The organism is Halopseudomonas sp. MFKK-1, from assembly GCF_027474385.1.
Taxonomy (GTDB): Bacteria; Pseudomonadota; Gammaproteobacteria; order Pseudomonadales; family Pseudomonadaceae; genus Halopseudomonas; species Halopseudomonas aestusnigri.
Genome location: NZ_CP114836.1, coordinates 1,555,163 through 1,580,000, shown reverse-complemented (window position 1 = coordinate 1,580,000; position 24,838 = coordinate 1,555,163). Strand labels below are relative to the sequence as shown.

The following is a 24,838-nucleotide window of genomic DNA, read 5'->3' as shown; positions in this document are numbered from 1 at the left end:
ACAGGAAATTCCACCACCCTCTACTGTACTCTAGCCAGACAGTTATGGATGCAGTTCCCAGGTTAAGCCCGGGGATTTCACACCCATCTTATCAAGCCGCCTACGCGCGCTTTACGCCCAGTAATTCCGATTAACGCTTGCACCCTCTGTATTACCGCGGCTGCTGGCACAGAGTTAGCCGGTGCTTATTCTGTTGGTAACGTCAAGATTGCAGCGTATTAAACTACAACCCTTCCTCCCAACTTAAAGTGCTTTACAATCCGAAGACCTTCTTCACACACGCGGCATGGCTGGATCAGGCTTTCGCCCATTGTCCAATATTCCCCACTGCTGCCTCCCGTAGGAGTCTGGACCGTGTCTCAGTTCCAGTGTGACTGATCATCCTCTCAGACCAGTTACGGATCGTTGCCTAGGTGAGCCATTACCTCACCTACTAGCTAATCCGACCTAGGCTCATCTGATAGCGTGAGGTCCGAAGATCCCCCACTTTCTCCCGTAGGACGTATGCGGTATTAGCGACCCTTTCGAGTCGTTGTCCCCCACTACCAGGCAGATTCCTAGGCATTACTCACCCGTCCGCCGCTAAATCCGGGAGCAAGCTCCCTTCATCCGCTCGACTTGCATGTGTTAGGCCTGCCGCCAGCGTTCAATCTGAGCCATGATCAAACTCTTCAGTTAAATACTGATTGGGTTTTGAGAAAACCCTAAACTTGGCTCAGCTTTACAAAAAACTCATGAATTCACAGAGTTACTTGCTAGGCTGATAATCTTTCTGATCATCGAGCACATTCAGCAAGCACCCACACGAATTACTTGATTCAAATTGTTAAAGAGCGATTCGGTCAGCGTTTCCGCTCAACCAAGGCCGCGAATTCTACGCTAACCTTATGTTCTGTCAAGCTTTTATTTGAAGTTTTTAACCGCTTCAAAACCCGCTTGAACAACCTGGAAAAGCCTTCGCTTTCCGGGCCAGTAGAAGCAAATTCATATGCGTCTACTTTATATAAAAAAACACCCTGATCATTTCTGATCAGGGTGTTCGGTATAGGCGCTTGACGATGACCTACTCTCACATGGGGAAGCCCCACACTACCATCGGCGATGCATCGTTTCACTTCTGAGTTCGGGATGGGATCAGGTGGTTCCAATGCTCTATAGTCGTCAAGCAATTTGTTGCTGCCCGCTAGGCGTGCAGCTTAAAAAGCTTGGATGCGTGACAGAAGCTAAGGTATTTGCAATCTCGCAAGTTCGCGAAGTTGTTTGTTTCTGTTTGGCTCGATAACACCAGATTGCTTGGGTGTTATATGGTCAAGCCACACGGGCAATTAGTATTGGTTAGCTCAACGCCTCACAGCGCTTACACACCCAACCTATCAACGTCGTAGTCTTCGACGGCCCTTTAGGGGAGTCAAGCTCCCGGTGAGATCTCATCTTGAGGCAAGTTTCCCGCTTAGATGCTTTCAGCGGTTATCTTTTCCGAACGTAGCTACCCGGCAATGCGTCTGGCGACACAACCGGAACACCAGGGGTTCGTCCAACCCGGTCCTCTCGTACTAAGGTCAGCCCCTCTCAAATCTCAAACGTCCACGGCAGATAGGGACCGAACTGTCTCACGACGTTCTAAACCCAGCTCGCGTACCACTTTAAATGGCGAACAGCCATACCCTTGGGACCGGCTTCAGCCCCAGGATGTGATGAGCCGACATCGAGGTGCCAAACACCGCCGTCGATATGAACTCTTGGGCGGTATCAGCCTGTTATCCCCGGAGTACCTTTTATCCGTTGAGCGATGGCCCTTCCATACAGAACCACCGGATCACTAAGACCTACTTTCGTACCTGCTCGACGTGTTGGTCTCGCAGTCAAGCGCGCTTTTGCCTTTATACTCTACGCACGATTTCCGACCGTGCTGAGCGCACCTTCGTACTCCTCCGTTACTCTTTGGGAGGAGACCGCCCCAGTCAAACTACCCACCATACACTGTCCTCGATCCGGATAACGGACCAGAGTTAGAACCTCAAAGTTGCCAGGGTGGTATTTCAAGGTTGGCTCCACGCAGACTGGCGTCCACGCTTCAAAGCCTCCCACCTATCCTACACAAGCAAATTCAAAGTCCAGTGCAAAGCTATAGTAAAGGTTCACGGGGTCTTTCCGTCTAGCCGCGGATACACTGCATCTTCACAGCGATTTCAATTTCACTGAGTCTCGGGTGGAGACAGCGCCGCCATCATTACGCCATTCGTGCAGGTCGGAACTTACCCGACAAGGAATTTCGCTACCTTAGGACCGTTATAGTTACGGCCGCCGTTTACCGGGGCTTCGATCAAGAGCTTCGCCGAAGCTAACCCCATCAATTAACCTTCCGGCACCGGGCAGGCGTCACACCCTATACGTCCACTTTCGTGTTTGCAGAGTGCTATGTTTTTAATAAACAGTTGCAGCGGCCTGGTATCTTCGACCGACATGGGCTTACGCAGTAAATGCTTCACCCTCATCGGCGCACCTTCTCCCGAAGTTACGGTGCCATTTTGCCTAGTTCCTTCACCCGAGTTCTCTCAAGCGCCTTGGTATTCTCTACCTGACCACCTGTGTCGGTTTGGGGTACGATTTCTAGTTACCTGAAGCTTAGAAGCTTTTCCTGGAAGCATGGCATCAACCACTTCGCGTTCTAAAGAACACTCGTCATCAGCTCTCGGCCTTAGCGACCCGGATTTACCTAAGTCACCAGCCTACAACCTTAAACACGGACAACCAACGCCGTGCTGGCCTAGCCTTCTCCGTCCCTCCATCGCAGTAACTAGAAGTACGGGAATATTAACCCGTTTCCCATCGACTACGCCTTTCGGCCTCGCCTTAGGGGTCGACTCACCCTGCGTCGATTAACGTTGCGCAGGAACCCTTGGTCTTCCGGCGAGGGAGTTTTTCACTCCCTTTGTCGTTACTCATGTCAGCATTCGCACTTCTGATACCTCCAGCCAACTTCTCAATTGACCTTCACAGGCTTACAGAACGCTCCTCTACCGCTCATCTTACGATGAACCCGTAGCTTCGGTGTATGGTTTGAGCCCCGTTACATCTTCCGCGCAGGCCGACTCGACTAGTGAGCTATTACGCTTTCTTTAAAGGATGGCTGCTTCTAAGCCAACCTCCTAGCTGTCTAAGCCTTCCCACATCGTTTCCCACTTAACCATAACTTTGGGACCTTAGCTGACGGTCTGGGTTGTTTCCCTTTTCACGACGGACGTTAGCACCCGCCGTGTGTCTCCCGTGCTGACACTCACTGGTATTCGGAGTTTGCATCGGTTTGGTAAGTCGGGATGACCCCCTAGCCGAAACAGTGCTCTACCCCCAGTGGTGATACACGAGGCGCTACCTAAATAGCTTTCGAGGAGAACCAGCTATCTCCGAGCTTGATTAGCCTTTCACTCCTATCCACAAGTCATCCGCTAACTTTTCAACGGTAGTCGGTTCGGTCCTCCAGTGCCTGTTACGGCACCTTCAACCTGCCCATGGATAGATCGCCCGGTTTCGGGTCTATACCCAGCGACTAAACGCCCTATTAAGACTCGGTTTCCCTACGCCTCCCCTAGACGGTTAAGCTCGCCACTGAATATAAGTCGCTGACCCATTATACAAAAGGTACGCAGTCACAGAACAAGTCTGCTCCCACTGCTTGTACGCATACGGTTTCAGGTTCTATTTCACTCCCCTCACAGGGGTTCTTTTCGCCTTTCCCTCACGGTACTGGTTCACTATCGGTCAGTCAGGAGTATTTAGCCTTGGAGGATGGTCCCCCCATGTTCAGTCAACGTTTCACGTGCGCCGACCTACTCGATTTCACAGCTAAGAGTCTTTCGTATACGGGGCTATCACCCACTATGGCCGCACTTTCCAGAGCGTTCTACTAAACTCAAAACTGCTTAAGGGCTGGTCCCCGTTCGCTCGCCACTACTTGGGGAATCTCGGTTGATTTCTTTTCCTCAGGGTACTTAGATGTTTCAGTTCCCCTGGTTCGCCTCACACACCTATGTATTCAGTGTGTGATACCCAGCTTATGCTGGGTGGGTTTCCCCATTCAGAGATCTCCGGATCAAAGGTCATTTGCCACCTCCCCGAAGCTTATCGCAGGCTATCACGTCTTTCATCGCCTCTGACTGCCAAGGCATCCACCGTATGCGCTTATTCACTTGACCATATAACCCCAAACAATCTTAAGTTAATTACTTAACTCAGATTATTCAGTGATATCGGTTTAAAACAGAATTAACGACAATTCCGGAACTTGCACTTGAGATTACAAGTTTACCTTAGCCACATTGCATGCAGTGAAACATGCCATGTGTCTGTACTTCTATCACATATCCAAATTTTTAAAGAGCGTCTGGTTCAGAGACCAGATATCAACAATCAAGGGCTTGATTGTTCATATATGAACTCTGAGTTCCATTCTATGGCGTGTGCTGCGTCGTCCTGGTGGAGCCAAGCGGGATCGAACCGCTGACCTCCTGCGTGCAAGGCAGGCGCTCTCCCAGCTGAGCTATGGCCCCGTTCAGACCTTACACCTCGACAATTGGTGGGTCTGGGCAGATTCGAACTGCCGACCTCACCCTTATCAGGGGTGCGCTCTAACCAACTGAGCTACAGACCCAATCGCCTTTCTTTCTGAATCAAGTAATTCGTGTGAGTGCTTGAGGAACAGCCGAGATCTTTCGATTAAGGAGGTGATCCAGCCGCAGGTTCCCCTACGGCTACCTTGTTACGACTTCACCCCAGTCATGAATCACACCGTGGTAACCGTCCTCCCGAAGGTTAGACTAGCTACTTCTGGTGCAACCCACTCCCATGGTGTGACGGGCGGTGTGTACAAGGCCCGGGAACGTATTCACCGTGGCATTCTGATCCACGATTACTAGCGATTCCGACTTCATGGAGTCGAGTTGCAGACTCCAATCCGGACTACGATCGGTTTTATGGGATTAGCTCCACCTCGCGGCTTGGCAACCCTCTGTACCGACCATTGTAGCACGTGTGTAGCCCTGGCCGTAAGGGCCATGATGACTTGACGTCATCCCCACCTTCCTCCGGTTTGTCACCGGCAGTCTCCTTAGAGTGCCCACCATAACGTGCTGGTAACTAAGGACAAGGGTTGCGCTCGTTACGGGACTTAACCCAACATCTCACGACACGAGCTGACGACAGCCATGCAGCACCTGTGTCAGAGTTCCCGAAGGCACCAATCCATCTCTGGAAAGTTCTCTGCATGTCAAGGCCAGGTAAGGTTCTTCGCGTTGCTTCGAATTAAACCACATGCTCCACCGCTTGTGCGGGCCCCCGTCAATTCATTTGAGTTTTAATCTTGCGACCGTACTCCCCAGGCGGTCTACTTAGTGCGTTAGCTGCGCCACTAAAATCTCAAGGATTCCAACGGCTAGTAGACATCGTTTACGGCGTGGACTACCAGGGTATCTAATCCTGTTTGCTCCCCACGCTTTCGCACCTCAGCGTCAGTATCAGTCCAGGTGGTCGCCTTCGCCACTGGTGTTCCTTCCTATATCTACGCATTTCACCGCTACACAGGAAATTCCACCACCCTCTACTGTACTCTAGCCAGACAGTTATGGATGCAGTTCCCAGGTTAAGCCCGGGGATTTCACACCCATCTTATCAAGCCGCCTACGCGCGCTTTACGCCCAGTAATTCCGATTAACGCTTGCACCCTCTGTATTACCGCGGCTGCTGGCACAGAGTTAGCCGGTGCTTATTCTGTTGGTAACGTCAAGATTGCAGCGTATTAAACTACAACCCTTCCTCCCAACTTAAAGTGCTTTACAATCCGAAGACCTTCTTCACACACGCGGCATGGCTGGATCAGGCTTTCGCCCATTGTCCAATATTCCCCACTGCTGCCTCCCGTAGGAGTCTGGACCGTGTCTCAGTTCCAGTGTGACTGATCATCCTCTCAGACCAGTTACGGATCGTTGCCTAGGTGAGCCATTACCTCACCTACTAGCTAATCCGACCTAGGCTCATCTGATAGCGTGAGGTCCGAAGATCCCCCACTTTCTCCCGTAGGACGTATGCGGTATTAGCGACCCTTTCGAGTCGTTGTCCCCCACTACCAGGCAGATTCCTAGGCATTACTCACCCGTCCGCCGCTAAATCCGGGAGCAAGCTCCCTTCATCCGCTCGACTTGCATGTGTTAGGCCTGCCGCCAGCGTTCAATCTGAGCCATGATCAAACTCTTCAGTTAAATACTGATTGGGTTTTGAGAAAACCCTAAACTTGGCTCAGCTTTACAAAAAACTCATGAATTCACAGAGTTACTTGCTAGGCTGATAATCTTTCTGATCATCGAGCACATTCAGCAAGCACCCACACGAATTACTTGATTCAAATTGTTAAAGAGCGATTCGGTCAGCGTTTCCGCTCAACCAAGGCCGCGAATTCTACGCTAACCTTATGTTCTGTCAAGCTTTTATTTGAAGTTTTTAACCGCTTCAAAACCCGCTTGAGCAACCTGGAAAAGCCTTCGCTTTCCAGGTCAGGGAGGCGCATTCTACAGGATCAAACCCTGCTGTCAACACCTTCCAAACAACCTGATGAGAACTTCTCATCTCACTCGAACTGGCGTCTTTCGAACAACCCTTTCGAGGCGGCGCATTCTACGCCATCTCGCTGGACTGTCAAGCTTCATTTTAAAGCTAACTTATTGATTAATAAGCGCTTTAAGCGAAGCATCCTGCCCGACGAGGAGGCGAATTATAGGCCCGTCAGATTTGGCGTCAAGGCTTTTTCAGAAGAATTTTGGCAAACCGTTTTTTACCGGCCTGACACACGTACTCTTCACCCAGCGCAAGCACACAGGAGTGGTCGACCACTTCGCCGTTAACCTTCACCGAGCCGGCAGAAAGCAAATCACGCGCAGCAGCAGCATTCTTCGCCATACCGGCCCGATTGATAACTGCGGAAATCGGCAGGTCAGCCTCCGCCTCAATAACCACTTCTGGAATATCTGCCGGCAGCTCGCCATCCTTCAGACGATTGCCTGCTGAGCGGTGAGCATTGGCCGCGGCCTCTTCCCCATGAAATCGAGCAACCAACTCTTCGGCAAGCTTGATCTTGATGTCGCGCGGATTGGCACCAGCAGCGACGTCCGATTTGAACTGATCAATCTCCGCCATACTGCGGAAGCTGAGCAGCTCAAAGTAGCGCCACATAATACTGTCCGGCATTGAAACCAGCTTGTTGTACATCTCACCAGGCGCGTCGCTGATGCCTATATAGTTATTCAGCGACTTGGACATCTTCTTCACGCCATCCAAGCCCTCCAGAATCGGCATGGTGAGAATGACCTGAGGCTCCTGCCCATACTGCCGTTGCAGCTCACGCCCCATCAGCAGATTAAACTTCTGGTCGGTACCACCCAGCTCGACATCCGCCTCCATTGCAACAGAGTCGTAGCCCTGCACCAATGGATACAGGAACTCATGGATTGCGATCGACTGACCACCCTTGTAACGCTTGTCGAAGTCATCGCGCTCCAGCATCCGAGCGACGGTGTACTTGCCCGCCAACTGAATCATGTCAGCGGAGGTCATCTTGTCCATCCAGGTCGAATTGAACATGACCACCGTCTTGGCAGGATCCAGAATCTTGAAAACCTGCTCTTTATAGGTCTCGGCGTTGGCAGCCACCTGTTCACGAGTCAGCGGTTGGCGCGTGACGTTCTTGCCGGTCGGATCGCCGATCATGCCGGTGAAGTCACCAATGAGAAACAAAACCTGATGACCGAGATCCTGAAACTGTCGAAGCTTGTTGATAAGCACGGTGTGACCGAGGTGAAGGTCAGGTGCGGTCGGATCAAAACCCGCCTTGATTCGCAGTGGCTTACCGCGCTCCAGCTTGGCGCGCAACTCGCCCTCAACCAGAATTTCATCGGCGCCGCGCTTGATCAGCGCCAACTGCTCGTCAACCGGCTTCATAGCTGCAGTTTTCCTGTGAGTGTCAGTGGGTGGTGTTTTCAGGGGGACAAACCATACAACATTGCCTATCAATTACAAGCAGCGCAGGCGCACCTTGCGGACAGCAGGCATTACGAAACGGACATAATTTGGCGGTATAAATCTGACAGGCGGGAAAGGCAAAAGCTTGCCACAGCAGCTTTTCAATTATAATTTAGCAAGTTAGTCCACTTTATCTAGAATACTTCTACACAAGAGCGCTTATGGGATCTCAAGATAAAAAGTCACCGCGATACCCCAAAAGCCACCTCGTGGCAGCCAGCGGTATCGCAGCAGCGCTGAGCATCATCCTGCTCGTAGTCCCTACCGCCGACGTCGAAGCCAAGAAGACATTAGTCCAGCTCGAGTTGCCGGCCCCCGAATCCAATGCCGACCAGTCGCTTTCCCAGTCTCCTGAACAACTGGACGCACTGGTCAGCGAAGCAGTCACAATCCCCAAGCCGATGGATATCGCACGGCAGGCAACCGCCACAGCGAACGACGAGCCCCTTGTTGCGGTTGACACTGCAGCTGCAGAGGTCGGCCCTACCTGGCAACAAATTACCGTTGCCAACGGCGACACCCTGTCCACCTTGTTTGATCAGGCAAACTTGGGTGTCAGCACTCTGCATGCTGTCATCAACAGCAGTCAGGACGCACGCCGCTTCACTCGCCTGAATGTGGGCCAGGTGCTGGAGTATCAGACCGACGCGGAAGGTCAGTTGACCGCGATGCGCTCCAAACTGAACGACCTGGAAACCATCCGCATTGATCGAACGGCAGACGGCTACCAGTTCAGCAAGCAGGTTATCGAGCCTGAAATCCGCGAACGCTACGTTCAAGCCACCATCGACAGCTCTCTGTTTCTTGCCGCTCAGCACGCCGGACTCAATCACAACCTGACAATGCAGATGGCCAACATCTTCGGCTATGACGTCGACTTCGCACGCGACATCCGCCAAGGCGATCGCTTCGAAGTACTGTTTGAGGAAAAGCACGTCGATGACAAAACCGTAGGTTCGGGAAACATTCTGGCCGCCCGCTTTACCAACCGCGGCAAGACCTACACCGCGGTGCGCTACACGGATCGCAATGGCTATGCGAGCTACTACCGGGCTGACGGCACCAGCATGCGCAAGGCTTTCATCCGGACCCCGGTTGACTTTGCCCGAATCAGCTCCCGCTTCAATCCCGGCCGCCTGCACCCGGTGCTCAATCGCATTCGCGCCCACAAAGGCGTCGATTATGCTGCTGCCACCGGCACACCCATCAAGGCGACAGGCGACGGCCGGGTTGTTTCCGCCGGCCGCAAGGGCGGTTACGGCAACGCCGTCGTTATCCAGCACGGGCGCAAGTACCAGACACTGTATGGACACATGAGCCGCTTCGCACGGGGTGTTACTGCGGGCACGCACGTCACCCAGGGGCAGATCATCGGCTACGTAGGCATGACTGGCCTGGCCACCGGGCCGCACCTGCACTACGAATTCCGCGTTGATGGCCGTCACGTTGACCCGCTTAGCGTGCAGCTTCCGGCCTCCGACCCAATCCCCAGCAGTGAGCGCACCGCCTTCCTCGCCACCAGCCAGCAACTGATGGCGTCGATGGACCAGTCACGCGCTACCCAGCTCGCCGCGCTGGATCAGTAATGTCCCCCTTGTATGTCGGTATCATGTCAGGCACCAGCCTGGATGGTATCGACATCACCCTCTGCCGATTCAACGATGAACGCCGGGCCGAGTGCCTGGACGCCCTTTGCGTACCGATGCCTGCCGATCTGCGCCAGCAATTGCTGGATCTGTGCAGCCCGGGAGGGGACGAACTCTATTTGGCCGGCGTCGCGGGTAACGCCTGGGCCAGACTGGCAGCCCAGGGTGTACAGCAATTACTGACTCAAAGCCAGACAGCCCCCGAGCAGGTGCGCGCTATCGGCAGCCACGGCCAGACAGTCCGCCATCATCCGGAACAGGGTTTCAGCTTGCAGATCGGCTCACCGTCGTTGCTCGCGGAGCTAACCGGTATCGACGTCATAGCCGACTTTCGCAGTCGCGACCTCGCCGCCGGTGGCCAGGGGGCGCCACTGGTACCGGCATTTCACCAATGGCTGCTGAGCTGTCCAACACAAACCCGCACCCTGGTGAATATCGGCGGGTTTGCCAACCTGACAGTCCTCCGGCCGGGGCAGCCTGTTGCAGGCTTTGACTCCGGCCCGGGAAATGCCCTTATGGACAACTGGACTCAGCGCCATACTGGGCTGCCTTACGACGCCAACGGCGACTGGGCGCGACAGGGGCACCCCCATCAGGCCTTGCTGAATCGCATGCTCGCAGACCCCTACTTCGCGCGCAGCGGCCCGAAAAGCACGGGGCGCGAGTACTTCCACGAGGCCTGGCTGGCAGCACACCTCAAGCACAGCCCCGATATACCGGCCGCAGACGTACAGGCCACCCTTGCGATGCTCACGGCCACAACCATCGCTCACAGCGTCGAGCTCGCGGCAAGTGACACCAAAGAGCTGTTTGTGTGTGGCGGTGGAGCGCGCAATCGCCACCTGATGGCACTGCTGCAGCATTTGTTGCCGACACAGGCGGTTCAGTCTACAGAGGAGCTGGGAGTCAGCCCGGACTGGATGGAAGCGATCGCATTCGCCTGGCTGGCGTGGCGTTTTGATCAGCGCCTCAGCGGCAATCTGCCGAGCGTGACAGGAGCAGGCGGTGAGCGCATTTTAGGTGCGCTGTACCCCGCCTGAATCAGATCGAGAAGGAAGAGCCGCAGCCGCAGGTCGTGCTGGCGTTAGGGTTGTTGATCACGAAGCGCGAGCCCTCAAGGCCTTCCTGGTAATCCACCTCGGACCCGACCAGATACTGGAAGCTCATCGGATCAACAACAAGACGCACACCGTCGCGCTCGACAACGGTATCGTCCTCGGCCAATTCGTCATCAAAGGTAAAGCCGTACTGAAACCCAGAACAACCGCCGCCTGTCACGAAGACGCGCAGACTCAAACTGTCGTTCCCCTCCTCCTCAATCAGCGAACGCACCTTACTGACCGCGTTATCACTGAAAATAAGCGGTGAAGGGACAAAGACTTCAGCAGACATACAACCTCCAGCGACCTTGGCCGCAGCACAACAGGGCGAGCATTATCCTTTTTCCCGAGGTTTTTGGTCAACTATTCTCCGATTCGAGCTGCAGGACCGCGTCGAGCTGGGCTGACTGGGCACTGTCATCGAGATAATTAAGCTGACCGCTGATCTGCGCCCCCATAACCATCTCCATATAGCGGTAATAAAGATCACCACTAATCCGCGCCTTGGCATCCAGCTCCAGGTGCTCGAGTGCGTGCACATCGCCAACGACCTGGCCGTTGATGACCACATGAGGCGCCTTGATAACACCTTCGACGTAGCCGTGCTCACTGATGCGCACCAGCCCCTCTTCAGCCTCGATACTGCCGACAACCCGACCATCAATCTGCAAGGCGCCATCAAATCGCATATCGCCACGTATCTGGGCCTGCTGGGCAATGATGGTCGTCTTGCCACTAAACTGGCCGATATCAGCCTTTTTGCGCTTGTCGGATCCCCACATCAGTGCTCTGCTCCTGTAACCGTCCAATCGAAAACCTGCTCAACCAGGGTGTCTCCGTTACGGGTTGCGACGAGCTTGACCTGCTGGGGCTCAAAGCCGTCCGGAAGGGTAAGCAGGGCCTGCTCACTGCGAGCGGGCACGACCTGAAAGTAGCGGAAATTCAGTGCCAGTTGATCATCTCCCAATGACGGGGACAGGTCTGCCAGAGACAGCTCATCGGTCTTGCCATTGAGCAGCCCTTTGACACTGACTGCCAGACTGGCCTCCAGCGTATCGCTCTCGTCCCCCACCCTGCTGACCATGACTTTATAGCGGAAAGCCGCCGGAGAGTCTGTGGCCTGCAACTCAAAAGCCTGGATTCGCAGCCCCGGCGCCATCGCACTTGGCGCCAGCACGCCCTGGTACTGGGCCAGACTTTGCTGCTGTTTGAACAGCTGAGCCTCAAGCTCGTGAATAATCTGCTGCCCCTCAGCAACAGCGTCACGCGCCACCAGCAAATCGACTTCCAGCTGATGATAACGTTGACGGGCCTCCTCCAGTTCCCTGGTGAGTTGCGCCTGACTCTCAACCAGGGCAAGGCGCTCCAGTTCGAGCGGCTGCTGGTGCCGCATCGCGGCCTCCCAGCCCTGCCATGCACTGACCGGAACAGAGATCAGCAACAAGATGACCACTGCGCGCCGCCAGCGCCGCTGCATCCGGCTTTCGCGCGGCTGCAGCGTCACATGATGCTCCCGAAAAGAGTGAGAGCCGGGGCGCCGTGAACCGAACATCAGGGCAGCAGCGCGGGCTGCTGCAGCCCGGCGCGCTCGTCCAGACCAAACAGAATGTTCATGTTCTGCACGGCCTGACCGGAAGCACCCTTGGTCAGGTTATCAATCACGGACAACACCACGACCAGATCCCCGCCCTGCGGACGGTGCACCGCGATGCGACAAACGTTGGCACCACGCACGCTGCGCGTCTCCGGGTGACTGCCTGCAGGCATGACGTCAACAAAGGGCTCGTCGGCATAACGCTGCTCGAACAACGCCTGCAGATCCACCCTGGTATCTGCGACTCGTGCATACAGGGTGGCATGAATGCCGCGAATCATCGGCGTCAGGTGCGGCACAAAGGTCAGACCGACAGGCCCGCCGGCAGCCTGTTGCAGCCCCTGGCGAATTTCCGGCAGGTGGCGATGACCCGCAACCGCGTAGGCCTTCATGCTCTCGCCCGCTTCGCATAACAGGGAGCCGACGCTCGCGCCACGTCCCGCGCCGCTGACACCCGACTTGCAGTCTGCGATCAACGTTGCCGGATCGGCCAGCCCCGTCTCCAGCAGGGGAATCAGACCAAGCTGCGTGGCGGTCGGATAACACCCGGGCACGGCGATGAGCCGCGCACCGCGAATCGCCTCACGATTGACCTCGGGCAGGCCGTAGACGGCCTCAGGCAACAAATCGGGAGCGCCGTGCGGCTGGTGATACCACTGCGCCCACTCGTCGGCGTCGCGCAGGCGGAAGTCTGCCGACAGGTCGATCACCTTGACGCCGGTAGCCAGCAGCTCGCCGGCCAGCGCGTGCGCGACGCCGTGCGGAGTAGCAAAGAACACTACATCGCAGGCGCCCAGTGTGGCGACATCCGGCACGGAAAAGCGCAGGTAGTCATAGTGACCGCGCAAATTGGGATACATATCGGCAACACAGAGGCCTTCCTCTGATCGGGACGTGATGACCTCGACATGCGCTTCGGGGTGCTGGGCCAGCAGCCGCAGCAACTCAACACCGGTGTAGCCGGTTCCGCCTACAATGCCTACTTTGATCATCATTCCGTCCTGAATTGCATGTGAATTGTTGATACTCTGCGGCAAGCCTGCGCTCAGAGGCCGCAAAGCGGTCCCCTATGATAAAAGCGCTGGCAGAAATTACCAGCGCCGCCCCCGCGCAGCAGCCAGACACAGGAGACTCGTGTGTACCTCTGGATAAAAGCCTTCCACATCATGGCCGTGATTACCTGGTTCGCCGGCCTCTTTTACCTGCCTCGCCTGTTCGTCTATCACGCCCAGGCCGAAGACGAGATCAGCCGCGAGCGCTTCAAGACCATGGAGCGCAAGCTGCTGCGCGGGATCATGAACCCCTCAATGATCGTCACCCTGCTGCTCGGCGGCTGGATGCTCTATCTCAACCCCGGCTGGCTCAGCCAAGGCTGGATGCATGCCAAACTGGCGCTGGTCGCACTGCTAGTGATCTACCATCACCTATGCGGACGCATTCGCACCCGCTTTGCGAACAACGCCAATATCCGCTCGCATGTCTACTACCGCTGGTTCAACGAAGCACCGGTACTGGCACTGGTAGGCATCGTCATTCTGGTGGTAGTCAAACCCTTCTAGTCCGCCTTCACCGCTCGGCCTTGCGCCCAGGCGCGCAGGGCCTGCAGCTTCTCGGCCATCACGACAGACAGCGGTGAGGTGCGGGCAATCGCGGCAAGGATGTCGCGCCCGCCAAGCGGCTCGCCGCTGGCTGCGCAGGCATAGACCGCCGAGACCACCGCCTGTTCAATCTCCGCACCGGAGAATCCGTCACTGGCCTGAGCCAACTGCTGCAGGTCGAACTGCCCCGGATCAAACTCGCGCTTTGCCAGATGAATGCCGAAGATCTCCGCCCGTACCGACTCACCCGGCAAGTCGACAAAGAACAGCTCATCCACGCGCCCCTTGCGGATCAACTCAGGGGGCAATTGCGCGACATCATTCGCTGTCGCGACCAGAAATACCCTAGACTGCCGCTCGGCCATCCAGGTCAGCAGGCTGCCCAGCATCCGACGCGAGACGCCGCTGTCGCTCTGATCCGCCGCAACGCCCTTTTCGATTTCGTCAATCCAGAGCACACAGGGCTCCAGCGCGTCGGCCAGTTGCAGGGCTTCTCGCAGGTTCTTTTCGGTCTCGCCAATGTACTTGTTGTACAGCCCCGCCATGTCCAGACGCAGCAGCGGCAGCCCCCACAGCCCAGCGATCGCCTTGGCCGCGAGGCTCTTGCCCGCCCCCTGCACCCCCACCAGCAATACACCGCGGGGCATATCCTGAACCGGCCCCGCCTTGCTGAAGGCTGCGTGACGGTCGGCCAGCCAGGCCTTGAGCTTCTGCAAACCACCCACTTCACCAAAACGCGCGGTTTCCTGCTCGTAACTCAGCACGCCATCCATGCCCAGCAACTCGAACTTGGCCTTGTTCAGGTTCGGCAGGTCGCTCTGGTCGATCGCTCCATCGTCGATGATCAGGTTACGGGCCAGCCGCCGCGCCTCCTCATGGGTGGTGCCGCGCAGGTTACGCACCACCTGCTGCAGCGTGCGATTGTCGGTTCGCACCCGCTGCCCCCGGTTAGCCTCGCTCCAGCGCATCGCCTCCTCGCGCACAATGGCGGTCAGCTCCTCTTCCGATGGCATGCTCAACTGCAGACGCGCGGCAAGACGCCTGAGCTCGGGTGGCAGATTGACCGCATGGCTGACAAGAATCAGAGTCGGGCCGGTCGCCGCCTTGTTCATAGCCAGCGTCTTCAGCTGACGCACAATACGTGGCGAGTCCATAAAGGGATGCAGGTCGCAGAAGACATAAAGCGCATTCTCGCCAGCCTCCCTGACCACATCCAGGGCAACCCCGGCATCGCGAGTGTCGCGCTCGGGATCAGGTTCTGCCCCGAAGCCAAGCCGACTCAAACCGTCCAGATGATTCCAGGTGTACCAGGTCTGCGCGCGTTGAACAGCCAGCGAGCCGATGGTCTCGAGTACCCGCGGCTCCTGCCAGGACTCGATGACGATCAGGCGAACGCGCGAGTCCAGCACCAACCCCAGGTCATGAATATCGTTTTTCAATCAACGCCTCCTCTGCTGCGCCGCAGCCCTGCCACGCACTTGCCGATAGTGCCAATCCGTTTGCCTGCGTTACACTGCCGGTAAAGCGGTCACCGACCGCACCCTCAGCCAACCAAGGAGCACAGCGTGGATTGTCTGTTCTGCAAGATCATCGACGGCAAGATTCCGTCCAAGAAGATATACGAAGATGATCAGGTCTTCGCCTTTCACGATATCAACCCGCAAGCCCCAGTGCACTTTCTGGTGATCCCGAAGAAGCATATCGCCACGCTGGACGACGTCACCGAAGAGGATCGCGCCGTCGTTGGCCATATGGTCTACACCGCGCAGAAACTGGCAAAGGAGCTGGGTTGCGAGGCAGGTTACCGTACCGTGTTCAACTGCAACGAACAGGGCGGCCAGACCGTTTACCACATTCACCTGCATGTCCTTGGCAAGCGCCAGATGACCTGGCCTCCGGGCTAGGCGCTGCAGGGCAGGAGACGCCATCATGAGCACGCGACACTACAGTTTTCTCGACCGCCTGCTGAATCAGGCAGACCAGTCACTGCGTACGCTGATTCCTGGCGCAGCACAGGCCCAGCGTCCGTCGCCGGCGCAGCATCTGGCTAACGTGCCAATGGACGATCACGAGCGCCAGCATATCGCCGGCCTGATGCGCATCAACCACACCGGAGAGGTATGCGCGCAGGCGCTGTATCAGGGCCAGGCGCTGACCGCCAAGCTACCCGAAGTGCGCTCGAAGATGGAGCACGCCGCGGCGGAGGAGATAGACCACCTGGCCTGGTGCGAACAACGCCTGAAGGAGCTGGGCAGCCGCACCAGCATCTTCAATCCGCTGTTTTACGGGATGTCATTCGGGATTGGTGCAACCGCCGGGCTGATCAGTGACCGCATCAGCCTGGGCTTTGTTGCCGCCACCGAACAGCTGGTCGAGCGTCACCTTGACGATCACCTGACCCAGCTGCCGGAGGAAGACATCAAGTCACGGGCCATCCTGGAGCAGATGCGCGAAGACGAGATCGAACATGGCCAGCAGGCGCTGGAAGCCGGCGGCGCGGTATTCCCGGAGCCGATCAAGCAAGCCATGGTGCTGCTCTCCAAGGTCATGACCAAGGCGACTTACAAGGCCTGATTGATCGACCGGACGGTGTCGGGGTGACGCAAATGCAGCACCCCGAACAGCATGACCTGCAACAACTGCCGGCCCAAAGAGCCAACTTTCTTCAGCTTGCCGAACATCAACAGGCACTCCAGCACGTGCACACCCAGCACGATCAACGCGATCATCTGCAGGCGCTGTGGGTTGGGTACCGGAACCAGATTGAACAGACTGAGGATAACGGTCAGCCAGAAGACCAGCATCAGCAGCTTGCCTGCCAACATGAATGTACGCATGACTACTCCCTGATTGTTGTTATTGGGGAGCCCGATGGTAACTCACGGACGCTTGCATGAAAGGGCCGGGCTAGCCAACGGAGTGACCGCAGGCGCCACGAACCGCAAGTGCGGGCGCGCAGAATGCTGCGCCCGCTGCAGAAAAATCAGTCGATTTCGACGATCTCGTAATCATGGGTCACTTCCACACCGGCGCGGCCCATCAGGATCGACGCCGAACAGTACTTCTCGGCAGACAGCTCAACCGCGCGTTTGACGTGCGCTTCCTTCAGGTTCTTGCCGGTCACAACGAAGTGCAGGTGAATCTTGGTAAATACCTTGGGCTCGACATCAGCGCGTTCGGCCGCCAGTTCGGTGTGCACATCCCGAATATCCTGACGGGCCTTTTTGAGAATGCTGACCACATCGAAGCTGGCGCAACCGCCCAGCCCTACCAGCACGGTCTCCATCGGGCGGATACCCATATTGCGCCCACCCGCCTCCGGCGGACCGTCCATTACCACCGTGTGGCCGCTGCCGGACTCACCCAGAAACATGACCCCGTCAACCCACTTGATCGTTGCTTTCATCACAGACTCCCGCAGGAAAATCGCTCACAGGGCCGGGAGAATACCACAGCAACCTGCGGCATATGTCCGCACTGGTCATACGGATAAAAACTGGACATAATCCGTTTCAGTCTCACGCTGAGGCTGACACGGATGCCACGCATCTTCGGTACGCGCGACTACGGCCAGGACACGCTTTTAATGGTTTCAATCAACCTGACTACTAAAATAAAAAATCTGGATGCTTTTCTCGCCCACTGCCATCGCAGGAGGTTCGCCGCCCGCAGCACGCTGATTCATGCGGGCGACCAGTCGGACAGTCTGTTCTATATCGTCAAAGGGTCGGTCACGATCCTGATCGAAGACGAACATGGCCGTGAAATGATTATTGCCTACCTGAACCAGGGTGATTTCTTCGGTGAAATGGGCCTGTTCGACCTGTCACCGGCCCAGCATGACCGCAGTGCCTGGGTTCGCGCCAAGACCGAATGTGAAGTAGCGGAAATCAGCTACAGCAAGTTCCGTGAACTGACCCAGCGCGACCCCGAGCTGCTCTACGCCGTCGGCCGACAGATGGCCGAGCGCCTGCGCAAAACCACGCGCAAGGTTGGTGACCTGGCGTTTCTCGACGTCACCGGACGGGTCGCCGGCACCCTGCTTGAGCTGTGCAAGCAGCCCGATGCCATGACTCATCCCGACGGCATGCAGATCAAGATTACCCGCCAGGAAATCGGCCGTATCGTCGGCTGCTCCCGGGAAATGGTCGGGCGCGTTCTCAAAAGCCTTGAAGAGCAAGGGCTGATCGACGTCAAAGGCAAGACGATGGTGGTGTTCGGCACCCGCTGAGCAGCGCCTGCAGCCAACCTCAAACACCCCGCGATGGGCCGGGCAGTCTGCTCCCGGCCGCTCCTGCACCTCGCCCCTTGCTCATGTACAATCGCTCACCAGGCTATTCCAACACGAGGTGAACATGGGCTTGAACAACGAGTGGATGCAACGCGACATTTCGGTGCTCTGGCATCCCTGCACCCAGATGAAAGACCACGAGCACATGCCGGTCATCCCGATTCAACGGGGCGAAAGCATCTGGCTGCATGATTTCGAAGGCAACCGCTACATGGATGCCGTCAGCTCGTGGTGGGTCAACATCTTTGGTCACGCCAACCCTTATATCAACCAGCGCGTAAAGGATCAGCTCGACTCGCTTGAGCACGTGATTCTCGCCGGGTTCAGCCACACCCCGGTGATCGAACTGTCCGAGCGGCTGGTAAAAATGACGCCAGATCCGCTGACCCGCTGTTTCTATGCCGACAACGGTTCCTCCTGCATCGAAGTGGCGCTGAAAATGAGCTTTCACTACTGGCTCAACATCGGCAAACCGCAGAAGAAGCGCTTCGTCACCCTCACCAACAGCTACCATGGCGAAACCCTGGCGGCGTTGGCGGTGGGTGATGTTGCGCTGTACAAGGAAACCTATCAGCCGCTGCTGATGGACGTGATTACCGTGCCCTCACCCGACTGCTACTACCGCGCCGAAGGCGTCAGCTGGGAAGAGCACAGCCGGCAGATGTTCACGCACATGGAACAGACCCTGGCCGAGCAGCACGAAGAGATTGCCGCGGTCATTGTCGAGCCGCTGATCCAGTGCGCCGGCGGCATGCGCATGTATCACCCGGTCTACCTCAAGCTGCTGCGCGAGGCCTGCGACCGCTACGGCGTGCACCTGATCCACGACGAAATCGCAGTCGGCTTCGGCCGCACCGGAAGCCTGTTCGCCTGTGAACAGGCCGATATCGCCCCGGACTTTCTCTGCCTGTCCAAGGCGCTGACCGGCGGCTATCTGCCAATGGCCGTGTGCATGACCAACGACACCATCTATCAGGCGTTCTACGACGACTACGAGAGCATGCGCGCCTTCCTGCACTCGCACAGTTATACCGGCAACCCGCTGGCCTGCGCTGCGGCGCTGGCGACGCTGGACCTGCTCGAACAGGGTAACGTGATCGAGACCAACAAGGCGCTGTCGGCGCACATGGCCAAGGCCACCGCCCACTTCGTCGACCATCCGCACGTAGCCGAAGTCCGCCAGACCGGCATGGTGCTGGCCATCGAGATGGTCAAGGACAAGGCAACCCGCGAAGCCTACCCCTGGCAGGAGCGCCGCGGCATCCGCGTCTATCAGCATGCGCTGAAGAACCAGGCGATGCTGCGCCCGCTCGGCAGCGTGGTGTACTTCATGCCGCCCTATGTGATCACGCCGGACCAGATCGACCACCTTGCCAGTGTCGCCTGGGAAGGTATCCAGCTGGCCACCCGGGACTGATCCCATGCGCGTATCCCGCTTTTATCTGGATCGCCCGCTGGCCGCAGGCGAGGTCATTCTCGACGGCGACGTTGCCCACTATATCGGCCGGGTGCTGCGTCTGGCGCCCGGCGCGCCCGTGCAGATCTTCAACGGCAGCGGTCAGGAATGGCCGGGCGAAGTCAGCGCGGTGAGCAAGCGCGACGTGACCATAACCCTGCAGCAACCGGTGGCCGGTACACCCGAGTCGCCGCTGCACACCCACCTCGGGCAAGCGTTGTCCCGTGGCGAGCGCATGGACTGGGCCATTCAGAAGGCGGTCGAGCTGGGCGTCAGCGAAATCACTCCGCTGTTTACCGAGCGCTGCGAAGTCAAGCTGCAGGGCGAGCGCGCCGACAAGCGCCAGGCTCATTGGCAGCAGATCGCCGTCAGTGCCTGCGAGCAGTGCGGCCGCAGCAGCGTTCCAGTGATCCATCCGCCAATGGCATTGCATGACTGGCTGTCCGCGCTGCAGGTCGACGTCAGGCTGGTCCTGCACCACCGCACCGAGCAGGACCTGCAAAGCCTGCCGGCGCCAGAGTCAGCCGCCCTGCTGATCGGCCCGGAGGGCGGTCTCAGCGCTGGCGAGATCGCGCAGGCTGAGCAGGCGGGGTTCCACGCTGCCCGTTTCGGCCCGCGGGTGCTGCGCACCGAGACCGCGCCGGTGGTTGCGCTGACCATGCTTCAGCACCTCTGGGGAGATGTCTGAGCGGGCGCGGTGCGCCTGCCAGAACTCGCCGGCCAGCCCTTCCAGTCGCTGCACCAGCGTCATCAGCTCGGCAGCATGCTCGTCGTTTTCGGCCATTGCCTCCAGGTTGGTCACGCTGCCTAGCCGGATACGCTGCAAACTGCGGCTGATTTCGTCACTGACACTGCTTTGCTGCTCCACCGCCGCGGCAATCTGAGCGCTGGCCTGACTGATACCGCTGACCAGCCCGTCGATGCCATCCAGCGCCTCGGTGGCATCACTGACACCCGCGGCGCACAGATCAACCTGCTGCAGACTCTCCTGCATTGCACTGACCGCGGCCTGACTACCCTGCTGCAACCCCTCAATCGACTGCCTAATGGTGGCGGTCGATTGCTGGGTACGCGCCGCCAGCGCACGCACCTCATCGGCGACCACTGCAAACCCGCGCCCCTGCTCACCGGCCCGCGCCGCCTCGATTGCCGCGTTCAGCGCCAGCAGGTTGGTTTGCTCGGCAATACCGTTGATGACCTCCAGCACGGCCGAGATCTGTTCGCTCTGGCTGGCCAGCGCCTTCAGCCGATCGCCGGATTCGGTAATCGAGGCGGTCAGCATGGCCATTCGTTCACTGGTGGAGCTGGCTACCCGATGACCATCGCTGGCACTGCGCTCTACCCCTCTGGCATCCTCGGCCGCCTGCTGGGCGTTACGTGCCACCTCCTGAACACTGACCGCCATCTGCTCGACCGCGGCAGCAACCTGCTCAGTCTCCGCCTGCAACTCGCTGCTGGCCTGACTGCTGCGTTTCACCGCGCCGACCATATCCCGGCTTTGCTGGGCCAGTCGCTGCGCCGCATCGCTCATGCGCCCAACCAGCGCAGAGGCCTCTGCCTCCTGCATGTCAAAGGCAAAGGCAATCTGACCCAGCTCGTCCCGGCGCCCGGTATAAAGCAGCTGACCCAGGGGGTTGTCAGCGATCGCCCGTGCCCGACGTGTCAGCGCACGCAGCGGCCCCAACTGGTGCCAGAGGCCGGTCAACAACAGCGCATAGCCGCCGGACAGGGTCAGCGCCAGTTCCGGCAGAGACGCGCCAGATGAGGCCAGGATGACACCCGCCGCACAGAGCATTGCGGCACTGCCCAATGCCAATCGGGCAAACAGTGAAAGCGCCGGACGCCGCAACGCACGCGGCACCGTGCCCTGCAGTAAAGCGGCATAACAGCGCTCGGCAGCGGCTACTCGCTCATCCGACGCACGCGTGCGAACCGATTGATACTCCACCACCCGGCCGTTCTCACGCACCGGTGTCACATAGGCACTGACCCAGTAGTAATCACCATTTTTACAGCGATTTTTTACCAGCCCCATCCAGCTTTTACCTGCCTTCAGGCAGTCCCACAGCTGTTTGAATGCCTCGGGCGGCATATGCGGATGACGGATGATGTTGTGGTTTCGCCCCACGAGCTCGGCTTGCGAATAGCCGCTAATGCGCTCGAATGTTGCGTTGGCGTAGGTGACGGCACCCTTGAGGTCTGTCGTTGTCAGCAGGTTATCGCCATCCTGCAAACAGACCTCGCTGTCGGTGATCGGTAAATTTACCTTCATATACCCCTCGCGGCGCAGTGGTGAACATCAGGGAAAAAGCAGACCTCTCAGGTCATCGGCACACATGGGAAAGCCCAGCTTGAAACCCTGCCCCAGGGTGCACCCTTCCTGCAGCATCAGATCAACCTGGCTGAGGTGCTCAATACCCTCGGCAACCACCGCCAATCCAAGACTGCGGCTGAGCGCGATGATCGCCCTGCAGATAGTGAATTGCCGGGTGTTTTCGTGGGTCTCGTGCAGAAAGCTGCGGTCCAGCTTGATGATGTGAAGCGGAAAACGATTGAGGTAACCAAGCGAGCAGTAGCCGGTCCCGAAGTCATCCAGGGCAATACGCACGCCCATATCGGCAAGCTCGCGCAGGCTGGCCAGCACCCGTGGATCGTGATCGATCAGCAGGCTTTCGGTAATCTCCAGTACCAGACTGTCGGCCGCATAACCCGTGACCTGGAGGATCTCACGCAGGCGCTGGACGAAGTCCGCTTCCTGCAGCTGCCGACCCGACAGGTTGACCGAGCAATGCAATGGCCCCGCTCCTTCTTGCTGCCAGCGTTGAGCCTGTCTGCACGCCTGCTCCAACACCCAGTAGCCGACCGAGACAATCTCCCCCGACTCCTCGAGCACCGGAATAAAGGCGGCAGGTGAGACCGATTCACCGTCATGGGACCAGCGCAACAACACTTCGACCGCCACCGGCGGCTGGTTTGGGGCGTTCAGATCGAAAATCGGCTGGTAATGCAGAGTAAACTCGTCACGCTGCAGCGCCTGCAGCACGTTGCTTTCCAGCTTGAGGCGCTGACGTGCCCGCTGCTGCATCGACTGATCGAATCGCTCGAAGCGCGCCTTACCCGACTCCTTGGCGCTGTAAAGCGCCAGGTCGGCGGCCTGCAGGGCATCCTCCAGCCCCTGCCCGGGCAGCAGCGGCGCAACACCAATACTGGCGCTGACCACCAGGCAACGCTCGCCGAAACACAGCGGTTCGCGCAACGCGGCAAGTGCCCGGGTTGCGACCGTTTCTGCATCCTCGGCGCAGGCCAGATCATCCAGCAACATGACAAACTCATCGCCGCCGAAACGGGCCAGTTGGTCCCCGGGCCGCAGGCAGCTGCGCAGCCGCTCGGCAACCAGCAGCAGAACCCGATCACCGGCGGCATGCCCGAGGCTGTCATTGATCAGTTTGAAACGATCCAGATCGATGAACAGCAAGGCCGCATGGCGCGCGCCGGGCCGGCTCAGTTGTGAGGCCGTGCGCTGCAACTGGATATTGAGTTGGTGGCGATTGATCAGTCCGGTCAACGGGTCATGCCGGGCGGCATGCTCCAGTTCGCGCTGAAAGCGCTGGCGCTCGCTGATATCGGTCTGCGAACCGGCCAGCCGCCGGCGCCCGGACAAGTCGACCTCAACCACGCCCCGGGTCAGCACCCACAGGTAGCTGCCGTCACTGCGACGCAGGCGGTATTCATGTCGAATCCACGGCGAGCCGCCCTGCAAATGCTGCTGGATAGCAGCCTGCAAGCCGGCCTGATCGTCCGGGTGAACGCGCTCGAACCAGTGCATGGAGCGCTGTCCGACCTGGGCCTGGGTCAAGCCAAGCATGCTGGCCCAGCGCTCGGAGACATAGAGCTGATCCTGCTGCAGATCCCAGTCCCAGATGCCATCGTTGGCGCCGCGCAAGGCATGGGCATACCGGGCTTCGCTGGCTTCCAGGGCACGATGCTCGGCATCGATGTAGGCGTCAGCGGCCAGGCTCATGTCAAAAAAGACAATCTTCAGCAGACTGTCGAAATCAGCCAGCCTTGACCGCTGCTCGACACTGAGGTCGTCGAACCAGTTACCGAGCATGCGACTCAGGTACATCCGATACGCACCCAGATACCACTTCAGTTCAACGCCGACCTGTTCGTGTATGTGCCCGATCCGCACACGCTCTTCCAGATAGCGCTGGTCAATCTCGCCACAGAACAGGCGACTGTAATAGCCCCGCTGACTATGCTTGAGGCGATCGACCAGCCCCTCGCCACGCAGAATCCCCTGTGTTTCAGGATACTGCTTCAAACGCTCGTACAGCGCCTCAACAAATTCGTGGCTGGCCTGCTCACCGAAACTGGCGATACGGCGTAAACGCTCCCCATCCGCGTTGCTCCAGTCGAGAAAATGCAAACGCTGTTGCAGGCCGCTGGCATCAAGCCCCAGTTTGTCGAATACCGGTTTAAGCACGGTTATCACGTCCATGGCGGTAAAAAGGCAGCGCTCCATAGGGCTGCCGACTGTTGTTATTCGGTTTTGCGCGGGCAACAAAAAAGGCGCTGTACTCCCGAGCTGTAAAAGCTCGGGAGTACAGCGCCTTGTCTTTCAGGCCCTTGCGTCCTGACCGGCAAAGCCGTCTCGTTGGTCAGGAAACACGCTACCCTAGAGATCATCCTCTGACAAGCTTTGCAATAGCCCTTCCAGGCGATGACGCAACCCCGCCAGCTGCCGCGAACGGAAGGCATGGCGCGTCTGCTCCAGGGTGTCGATGGCATCCTCCAGGGCAAAACGCACGCGGCTGCGCTCGTTCAGCTGCTCGGGAGCGAGCCAGCGGCACAATGGCGCGTCACTGCAATCCTGTGGCTGACAGATCAGCTCACAGTCAAGCCCGGCCTGCTTAAGCGCCTTGATAATCGGGTCACGCTGCGCCGAAGATGCAGCAACAACCACCTTCGATTCGTCGGTCATGGCAGATCAGATAAATGATGAGTTTGATGTCAAATTGTAATCAAGCGCTGCACCAAAGACACCACAAGAGTCAAAAAATCGCCGCCTTTGCTGATCTGAATCAAT

The 24,838-nt window shown here is 57.8% G+C and carries 18 protein-coding genes, 2 tRNA genes, 4 rRNA genes and 1 pseudogene (1 of these 25 only partly in view); 8 read left to right on the top strand and 17 right to left on the bottom strand.

Annotation, left to right across the window (positions count from 1 at the left end; genetic code table 11):
- From O5O48_RS07365 to tyrS, 7 genes are all read right to left on the bottom strand, one after another.
- A 16S ribosomal RNA gene (locus tag O5O48_RS07365) occupies positions 1–678 on the bottom strand (it extends 859 nt beyond the left edge of the window).
- 372 nt (positions 679–1,050) lie between these two features.
- A 5S ribosomal RNA gene (rrf, locus tag O5O48_RS07360) occupies positions 1,051–1,166 on the bottom strand.
- A 138-nt stretch (positions 1,167–1,304) separates the two neighbouring features.
- Positions 1,305–4,193: ribosomal RNA gene (locus tag O5O48_RS07355) — 23S ribosomal RNA — on the bottom strand.
- Between the two features lie 278 nt (positions 4,194–4,471).
- Positions 4,472–4,547, bottom strand: a tRNA-Ala gene (locus tag O5O48_RS07350).
- A 24-nt stretch (positions 4,548–4,571) separates the two neighbouring features.
- A tRNA-Ile gene (locus O5O48_RS07345) sits at positions 4,572–4,648 on the bottom strand.
- A gap of 66 nt (positions 4,649–4,714) precedes the next feature.
- Positions 4,715–6,251: ribosomal RNA gene (locus O5O48_RS07340) — 16S ribosomal RNA — on the bottom strand.
- Together the 16S, 23S and 5S rRNA genes with 2 tRNA genes alongside form the textbook arrangement of a ribosomal RNA operon.
- 532 nt (positions 6,252–6,783) lie before the next feature.
- Positions 6,784–7,983 (bottom strand): tyrosine--tRNA ligase, encoded by a 1,200-nt coding sequence (tyrS, locus tag O5O48_RS07335; protein WP_228246452.1) that lies wholly within the window; start codon positions 7,981–7,983, stop codon positions 6,784–6,786.
- Positions 7,984–8,225: 242 nt separating this feature from the next.
- Here tyrS and O5O48_RS07330 point away from each other — a divergent pair, with 242 nt between their 5' ends.
- Positions 8,226–9,650, top strand: coding sequence for a peptidoglycan DD-metalloendopeptidase family protein (locus O5O48_RS07330; RefSeq protein WP_228246451.1), 1,425 nt, complete (start codon positions 8,226–8,228; stop codon positions 9,648–9,650).
- Entirely contained in the window at positions 9,650–10,750 is a 1,101-nt protein-coding gene (locus tag O5O48_RS07325) for an anhydro-N-acetylmuramic acid kinase (protein ID WP_269688522.1), read from the top strand. The genes O5O48_RS07330 and O5O48_RS07325 overlap by 1 nt, the downstream gene beginning before the upstream one ends.
- Position 10,751: 1 nt before the next feature.
- Here O5O48_RS07325 and erpA read toward each other — a convergent pair whose 3' ends face one another.
- From erpA to argC, 4 genes are all read right to left on the bottom strand, one after another.
- Positions 10,752–11,102, bottom strand: coding sequence for an iron-sulfur cluster insertion protein ErpA (gene erpA, locus O5O48_RS07320; RefSeq protein ID WP_228246449.1), 351 nt, complete (start codon positions 11,100–11,102; stop codon positions 10,752–10,754).
- A 67-nt stretch (positions 11,103–11,169) separates the two neighbouring features.
- Positions 11,170–11,592 (bottom strand): bactofilin family protein, encoded by a 423-nt coding sequence (locus O5O48_RS07315; RefSeq protein ID WP_228246448.1) that lies wholly within the window; start codon positions 11,590–11,592, stop codon positions 11,170–11,172.
- On the bottom strand, positions 11,592–12,314 hold the full coding sequence (locus tag O5O48_RS07310; protein WP_269688521.1) for a DUF6776 family protein: 723 nt from the start codon (positions 12,312–12,314) through the stop codon (positions 11,592–11,594). Before O5O48_RS07310 ends, O5O48_RS07315 begins: the two co-directional genes overlap by 1 nt.
- Positions 12,315–12,361: 47 nt before the next feature.
- Complete coding sequence (gene argC / locus O5O48_RS07305; protein ID WP_269688520.1) at positions 12,362–13,396, bottom strand: N-acetyl-gamma-glutamyl-phosphate reductase; 1,035 nt, start codon at positions 13,394–13,396, stop codon at positions 12,362–12,364.
- A 174-nt stretch (positions 13,397–13,570) separates the two neighbouring features.
- Here argC and hemJ point away from each other — a divergent pair, with 174 nt between their 5' ends.
- Positions 13,571–13,963, top strand: coding sequence for a protoporphyrinogen oxidase HemJ (gene hemJ / locus O5O48_RS07300; protein ID WP_269688678.1), 393 nt, complete (start codon positions 13,571–13,573; stop codon positions 13,961–13,963).
- Here hemJ and O5O48_RS07295 read toward each other — a convergent pair.
- A complete protein-coding gene (locus O5O48_RS07295) occupies positions 13,960–15,441 on the bottom strand; it encodes an AAA family ATPase (protein WP_269688519.1) in 1,482 nt (493 codons plus the stop codon). The genes hemJ and O5O48_RS07295 overlap by 4 nt on opposite strands.
- A 126-nt stretch (positions 15,442–15,567) precedes the next feature.
- On the opposite strand from O5O48_RS07295, the gene O5O48_RS07290 reads away from it, so the two are divergent.
- Positions 15,568–15,906, top strand: coding sequence for a histidine triad nucleotide-binding protein (locus O5O48_RS07290; RefSeq protein ID WP_233048460.1), 339 nt, complete (start codon positions 15,568–15,570; stop codon positions 15,904–15,906).
- A 22-nt stretch (positions 15,907–15,928) separates the two neighbouring features.
- A complete protein-coding gene (gene coq7, locus O5O48_RS07285) occupies positions 15,929–16,576 on the top strand; it encodes a 2-polyprenyl-3-methyl-6-methoxy-1,4-benzoquinone monooxygenase (protein ID WP_088277481.1) in 648 nt (215 codons plus the stop codon).
- Here the strand turns inward: coq7 and O5O48_RS07280 are convergent.
- Both O5O48_RS07280 and O5O48_RS07275 read right to left on the bottom strand, forming a co-directional pair.
- The gene (locus O5O48_RS07280; RefSeq protein WP_233048461.1) at positions 16,564–16,839 is read right to left on the bottom strand and encodes a DUF1145 domain-containing protein; all 276 of its coding nucleotides are present in this window, start codon (positions 16,837–16,839) and stop codon (positions 16,564–16,566) included. The two genes, coq7 and O5O48_RS07280, sit on opposite strands and share 13 nt — an antisense overlap.
- A 146-nt stretch (positions 16,840–16,985) precedes the next feature.
- Complete coding sequence (locus O5O48_RS07275) at positions 16,986–17,408, bottom strand: OsmC family protein (RefSeq protein WP_083728081.1); 423 nt, start codon at positions 17,406–17,408, stop codon at positions 16,986–16,988.
- A 180-nt stretch (positions 17,409–17,588) separates the two neighbouring features.
- Between O5O48_RS07275 and crp the strand changes: the two genes are divergently transcribed.
- From crp to O5O48_RS07260, 3 genes are all read left to right on the top strand, one after another.
- A complete protein-coding gene (gene crp / locus O5O48_RS07270) occupies positions 17,589–18,233 on the top strand; it encodes a cAMP-activated global transcriptional regulator CRP (RefSeq protein WP_088277477.1) in 645 nt (214 codons plus the stop codon).
- Between the two features lie 124 nt (positions 18,234–18,357).
- A complete protein-coding gene (locus O5O48_RS07265; RefSeq protein ID WP_269688518.1) occupies positions 18,358–19,710 on the top strand; it encodes an adenosylmethionine--8-amino-7-oxononanoate transaminase in 1,353 nt (450 codons plus the stop codon).
- 4 nt (positions 19,711–19,714) lie between these two features.
- Positions 19,715–20,437 (top strand): 16S rRNA (uracil(1498)-N(3))-methyltransferase, encoded by a 723-nt coding sequence (locus tag O5O48_RS07260; RefSeq protein WP_228246440.1) that lies wholly within the window; start codon positions 19,715–19,717, stop codon positions 20,435–20,437.
- 186 nt (positions 20,438–20,623) lie between these two features.
- On the opposite strand, the pseudogene O5O48_RS07255 reads toward O5O48_RS07260, so the two are convergent.
- From O5O48_RS07255 to O5O48_RS07245, 3 genes and pseudogenes are all read right to left on the bottom strand, one after another.
- A pseudogene (locus O5O48_RS07255) lies at positions 20,624–22,021 on the bottom strand (methyl-accepting chemotaxis protein); the annotation flags it as partial.
- Positions 22,022–22,048: 27 nt separating this feature from the next.
- Positions 22,049–24,235 (bottom strand): EAL domain-containing protein, encoded by a 2,187-nt coding sequence (locus tag O5O48_RS07250; protein WP_233048463.1) that lies wholly within the window; start codon positions 24,233–24,235, stop codon positions 22,049–22,051.
- A gap of 192 nt (positions 24,236–24,427) precedes the next feature.
- On the bottom strand, positions 24,428–24,733 hold the full coding sequence (locus O5O48_RS07245; RefSeq protein WP_233048464.1) for a hypothetical protein: 306 nt from the start codon (positions 24,731–24,733) through the stop codon (positions 24,428–24,430).
- Positions 24,734–24,838: the final 105 nt, after the last annotated feature.